Genomic DNA, 5,765 nt, shown 5'->3' with positions numbered 1-5,765 from the left:
TCCATGAGGCATACAGACAAAAAAAAGCCTCACATTTCTGTGAGGCGCTTCAATAAGAATGGCAGCTACCTACTCTCCCGCATTGTGGTGCAGTACCATCGGCCATAAGGGGCTTAACTTCTCTGTTCGGTATGGGAAGAGGTGAACACCCTTGGAATAACCACCATAAAAAGATTATTAGTTAACAGGTTGATAAGTTGACAGGGAAGACCCCCCCTTTTAACTTATTAACTTTTAAACTTATTAACTAAAAATAATATAACATATTGGAAAAAACTGTCAGAAGAGATCTAAAAAAAAATTAAAGCTTACGGGCAATTAGTACTACTCGGCTTTGATGTTACCACCTTTACACCTGTAGCCTATCAACGTCATAGTCTCTGACGGCCCTTAAAAGTAAACTCATCTTGAGGCAGGTTTCACGCTTAGATGCTTTCAGCGTTTATCCTGTCCGTGCTTAGCTACTCTGCACTGCACCTGGCGGCACAACAGATACACCAGCGGCACGTACGACCCGGTCCTCTCGTACTAAGGTCATGTCCTCGCAATTTACTAACGCCCACCACAGATAGGGACCGAACTGTCTTGCGACGTTCTGAACCCAGTTCACGTGCCACTTTAATCGGCGAACAGCCGAACCCTTGGGACCTTCTCCAGCCCCAGGATGTGACGAACCGACATCGAGGTGCCAAACCTCCCCGTCGATATGAGCTCTTGGGGGAGATCAGCCTGTTATCCCCGGAGTACCTTTTATCCTTTGAGCGACGGCCCTTCCATACAGAACCGCCGGATCACTTTAGCCGACTTTCGTCCCTGCTCGGCCTGTTTGCCTCACAGTCAAGCTCCCTTATACTAATGCGCTCTGCGTACGATTACCAACCGTACTGAGGGAACCTTTGCAAGCCTCCGTTACTCTTTAGGAGGCGACCACCCCAGTCAAACTACCCACCATGCACTGTGTGACTCGCGTCATTAGATTCTAAATCAAAGAAGGTTGGTATTTCAACGACCGCTCCACCCTACCTGGCGGCAAGGCTTCATAGCGTCCCAACTATACTACACATCCGTAATTCAAAATCAATGCAAAGTTGTAGTGAAGGTTCACGGGGTCTTTCCGTCCCGTGGCGGGTAACCGGCATCTTCACCGATACTACAATTTCACCGGGCTCGTGGAGGAGACAGCGTTCAACTCATTAGACCATTCGTGCAGGTCGGAACTTACCCGACAAGGAATTTCGCTACCTTAGGACCGTTATAGTTACGGCCGCCGTTTACTGGGGCTTCAGTCAGAAGCTTTGGATTACTCCGAACATCCTTCCTTAACCTTCCAGCACCGGGCAGGTATCAGGCTCTATACGTCATCTTTCGATTTTGCAGGGCCCTATGTTTTTGTTAAACAGTTGGTTGAACCATTTTACTGAGACCACATCGCTGTGGTACGCTTTATCCCGAAGTTACAGCGTCAATTTGCCTAGTTCCTTCTCCACGGCTCACCCGAGCGCCTTAGAATACTCATCCCGTCTACCTGTGTCGGTTTGCGGTACCGGCTGCTATACTCGCTTTTCTTGGAAGAACTTTCACCACTGCGCTTCACCCGAAGGTTCCACTCGTCTAATCCGTCAGACTAGGTGGCTAGCATTCTCCGTCACTTTTATTGCATAGCAGGCGCAGGAATATTAACCTGCTTTCCATCGTCTACCCCTTTCGGGTTTGACTAAGGACCGGGCTAACCCTGATCCGATTAACGTTGATCAGGAACCCTTAGACTTTCGGCGATAAGGTTTTTCACCTTATTTATCGTTACTTATGCCTACATTTTCTTTTGAAACCGCTCCAGCATGCGTCGCCACACACCTTCAACGCCGTTTCAATGCTCCCCTACCGATGTACCACCTAGTGGCAATCATAGAGCTTCGGTTCATGGTTTAATACCCGATTATTTTCCGCGCAGAATCTCTCGACCAGTGAGCTGTTACGCACTCTTTAAATGAATTGCTGCTTCCAAGCAAACATCCTGGCTGTTATAGAAATTTCACATCGTTTGTCTAACTTAACCATGTATTGGGGACCTTAGCTGCTATTCTGGGTTATTTCCCTCTCGGCCATGGACCTTAGCGCCCACAGCCTCACTCCCGGAGATATGTACTAGCATTCGGAGTTTGTCAGGGTTTGGTAGGCGGTGAAGCCCCCTAGCCCAATCAGTAGCTCTACCTCTAGTACACTTCTATTATCCGAGGCTGTTCCTAAAAACATTTCGGGGAGAACGAGCTATCTCTCAGTTTGATTGGCCTTTCACCCCTATCCACAGGTCATCCCAAGACTTTTCAACGTCAACGGGTTCGGTCCTCCAGTGTGTGTTACCACACCTTCAACCTGCCCATGGATAGATCACAAAGTTTCGCGTCTACCCCCACTGACTAAGCGCCCTGTTCGGACTCGCTTTCGCTACGGCTCCGTTTTCAAAAACTTAACCTCGCCAGTGAGGAGTAACTCGTAGGCTCATTATGCAAAAGGCACGCCGTCACATATTACTATGCTCCGACCGCTTGTAGGCGTACGGTTTCAGGTACTATTTCACTCCCTTATTCAGGGTGCTTTTCACCTTTCCCTTACGGTACTGGTTCACTATCGGTGTCTGAGGAGTATTTAGCCTTACCAGATGGTGCTGGCAGATTCAAGCAGGATTCCTCCGGTCCCGCCCTACTCAGGATACTACACGTCCACGTTAATTTCCGCTTACGGGGCTTTCACCCTCTATGGCTTAATTTTCCAAAAAATTCTGCTTGATAACGCTTTCTAAAAGTAGTCCTACAACCCCAACTCCGCACGCGAAGTTGGTTTAGGCTCTTCCCTGTTCGCTCGCCACTACTTAGGGAATCATTGTCTTATTTTCTTTTCCTCCGGGTACTTAGATGTTTCAGTTCTCCGGGTTGGCTCTCTTTCGAGTGCTATGTCTTCAACATAGCGGGTTGTCCCATTCGGAAATCTCGGGATATATTGCTTGTGTGCAGCTCCCCCAAGCTTATCGCAGCTTACCACGTCCTTCGTCGCCTCTCAGACCCAAGGCATCCACCATACGCCCTTAATTGCTTTAAAAAAGTTGTTAAACTTAATTAATATGAGGCCAAGCTCTCGCTTGGACTTCTTTTTTAGGTTTATTGTAGATTGTTACCCGACCACATTTCTTCAGACCAACCATAAAATACATTATAGTGTGATGTTACAAAATTGTGATCGAACCCGACTTTCATCGGGCTGTTAGGTACTCTCCTAACAGTTTCTATTTTTCCAATATGTCAAAGAACTTGGTCAATTTGAAAATCTGAAAATGATACAATTTAAAAACGTATACCTCAAACTCTCATGACTTTTGAAGATAAAATGGTTTCGAACCATCGCAGCCTCTCAGGCTTTATCTCATCTTAAAAGAACTAATTGTGAAATCTTAAACTCTAAATCCTAAATTCTAAAATCTAAATTCAAAATCCTAAAATCTAAATTCAAAATCCCATTTGTGGAGGATATCGGTCCCGATAGCTATCGGGACGAACCGATTATCTCTATCACTTGACCTCTTTCCATTTGTGGAGGATATCGGAGTCGAACCGATGACCCTCTGCGTGCAAGGCAGATGCTCTAGCCAACTGAGCTAACCCCCCATTCTTTGCTGACAGGTTAACAAGCTGACCGGTTGAAAAGGAACTCCTTATTAACCTTTATACTTTTCAACTTCCACCCTCACCAAGTAGACCCGACCAGATTTGAACTGGTGACCCCTACATTATCAGTGTAGTGCTCTAACCAGGCTGAGCTACGGATCTATAAGGCCCCCAAACCCCAAAGGGGCTTTGAGAATTTAGCCTCCGTAAACTCTCGGGCTTAATATAATTTTAAAGAACTTAATAAATTTAAAAGTAGGAAACAACAGCACCAGTAAGTGCTTGCTCTAAAAAGGAGGTATTCCAGCCGCACCTTCCGATACGGCTACCTTGTTACGACTTAGCCCCAATTACCAGTTTTACCCTAGGCAGCTCCTTGCGGTTACCGACTTCAGGTACACCCGGCTTTCATGGCTTGACGGGCGGTGTGTGCAAGGTCCGGGAACGTATTCACCGTATCATTGCTGATATACGATTACTAGCGATTCCAGCTTCACGCAGTCGAGTTGCAGACTGCGATCTGAACTGAGAGGCGTTTTTTGGGATTGGCTTCATATCACTATGTTGCAACCCTTTGTACGCCCCATTGTAGCACGTGTGTAGCCCTGGGCATAAAGGCCATGATGACTTGACATCATCCCCTCCTTCCTCGCGTCTTACGACGGCAGTTTCACTAGAGTTCCCAGCGTTACCTGATGGCAACTAGTGATGGGGGTTGCGCTCGTTGCGGGACTTAACCCAACACCTCACGGCACGAGCTGACGACAGCCATGCAGCACCTTACAATCTGTGTATTGCTACAAAATGGACTTTCACCCACGATCAAATTGCATTCTAGCCCAGGTAAGGTTCCTCGCGTATCATCGAATTAAACCACATGCTCCACCGCTTGTGCGGACCCCCGCCAATTCCTTTGAGTTTCAATCTTGCGATCGTACTTCCCAGGTGGGATACTTAATGCTTTCGCTCAGACACTTATTGTGTATCACAAATGTCGAGTATCCATCGTTTAGGGCGTGGACTACCAGGGTATCTAATCCTGTTTGATCCCCACGCTTTCGAGCCTCAGTGTCAATGCTTGTGTAGCCAGCTGCCTTCGCAATTGGTGTTCTATGTCATATCTATGCATTTCACCGCTACATGACATATTCCGCTAACCTCCACAGTATTCAAGATCGATAGTATCAACGGCAGTTTCCAAGTTAAGCTCGGAGATTTCACCACTGACTTACCAACCCACCTACGCTCCCTTTAAACCCAGTAAATCCGGATAACGCTTGCACCCTCCGTATTACCGCGGCTGCTGGCACGGAGTTAGCCGGTGCTTATTCATCTGGTACCGTCAGTCGAGAAAGAATTCCCTTTTTTCGTCCCAGATAAAAGAAGTTTACAATCCAGAGGACCTTCATCCTCCACGCGGCATGGCTGGTTCAGAGTTCCCTCCATTGACCAATATTCCTTACTGCTGCCTCCCGTAGGAGTCGGGCCCGTGTCTCAGTGCCCGTGTGACTGGTCGTGCTCTCACACCAGTTAATGATCGTAGGCTTGGTGCGCCTTTACCACACCAACTACCTAATCATACGCACACCCGTCTTTAAGCGTGTTGCCACTATAATATCAAAGAGATGCCTCTCCAACATCTTACGAAGTATTAATCCAAGTTTCCCTGGGCTATCCTCCACTTAAAGGAAGGTTGTGTACGTGTTCCTCACCCGTTTGCCGGTCGCCGCCAGACCGAAGTCCGCGCTGCCCCTCGACTTGCATGTATTAAGCCTGCCGCTAGCGTTCATCCTGAGCCAGGATCAAACTCTCCGTTGTAAATGAGTTTGATTTACTGACTATTTAAAATTTCTCAAGAGAAAATTTAACGTGTCAAAAATCTAAATGTTATTTGCTTTTTGACTTACCTTTCGTTCCTTCCGGCTCTCACCGGAATGTAGATTGTGCTATTGTTTCCATACTTTCAAAGATCTTGCAGCTTCTTGAAGAATCAACTCCCCTCCGCCACTTTCGATAATACCGTGGAATCGAACCACCAAACCTGGCGCCAACCGCCTGTACCATTTTTACCTTAAAGAACTAACTTCCCAAACTCTCAACCCCTAC

At 47.1% G+C, this 5,765-nt stretch carries 2 tRNA genes and 3 rRNA genes; all 5 read right to left on the bottom strand.

Annotated features, from left to right (window positions below):
* Positions 1-56: 56 nt before the first annotated feature.
* A 5S ribosomal RNA gene (rrf, locus tag K7B07_RS27550) occupies positions 57-168 on the bottom strand.
* A 130-nt stretch (positions 169-298) separates the two neighbouring features.
* A 23S ribosomal RNA gene (locus K7B07_RS27545) occupies positions 299-3,096 on the bottom strand.
* Between the two features lie 489 nt (positions 3,097-3,585).
* Positions 3,586-3,659, bottom strand: a tRNA-Ala gene (locus tag K7B07_RS27540).
* 87 nt (positions 3,660-3,746) lie between these two features.
* Positions 3,747-3,821 (bottom strand) — tRNA-Ile (locus K7B07_RS27535).
* Between the two features lie 129 nt (positions 3,822-3,950).
* Positions 3,951-5,477 (bottom strand): 16S ribosomal RNA (locus tag K7B07_RS27530).
* The 16S, 23S and 5S rRNA genes sit together here with 2 tRNA genes alongside, the layout of an rRNA operon.
* Between the last annotated feature and the right edge of the window lie 288 nt (positions 5,478-5,765).

It is taken from the genome of Niabella beijingensis (assembly GCF_020034665.1).
GTDB classification, from domain to species: Bacteria; Bacteroidota; Bacteroidia; order Chitinophagales; family Chitinophagaceae; genus Niabella; species Niabella beijingensis.
This window is presented reverse-complemented; position numbering and strand designations above follow the sequence as displayed.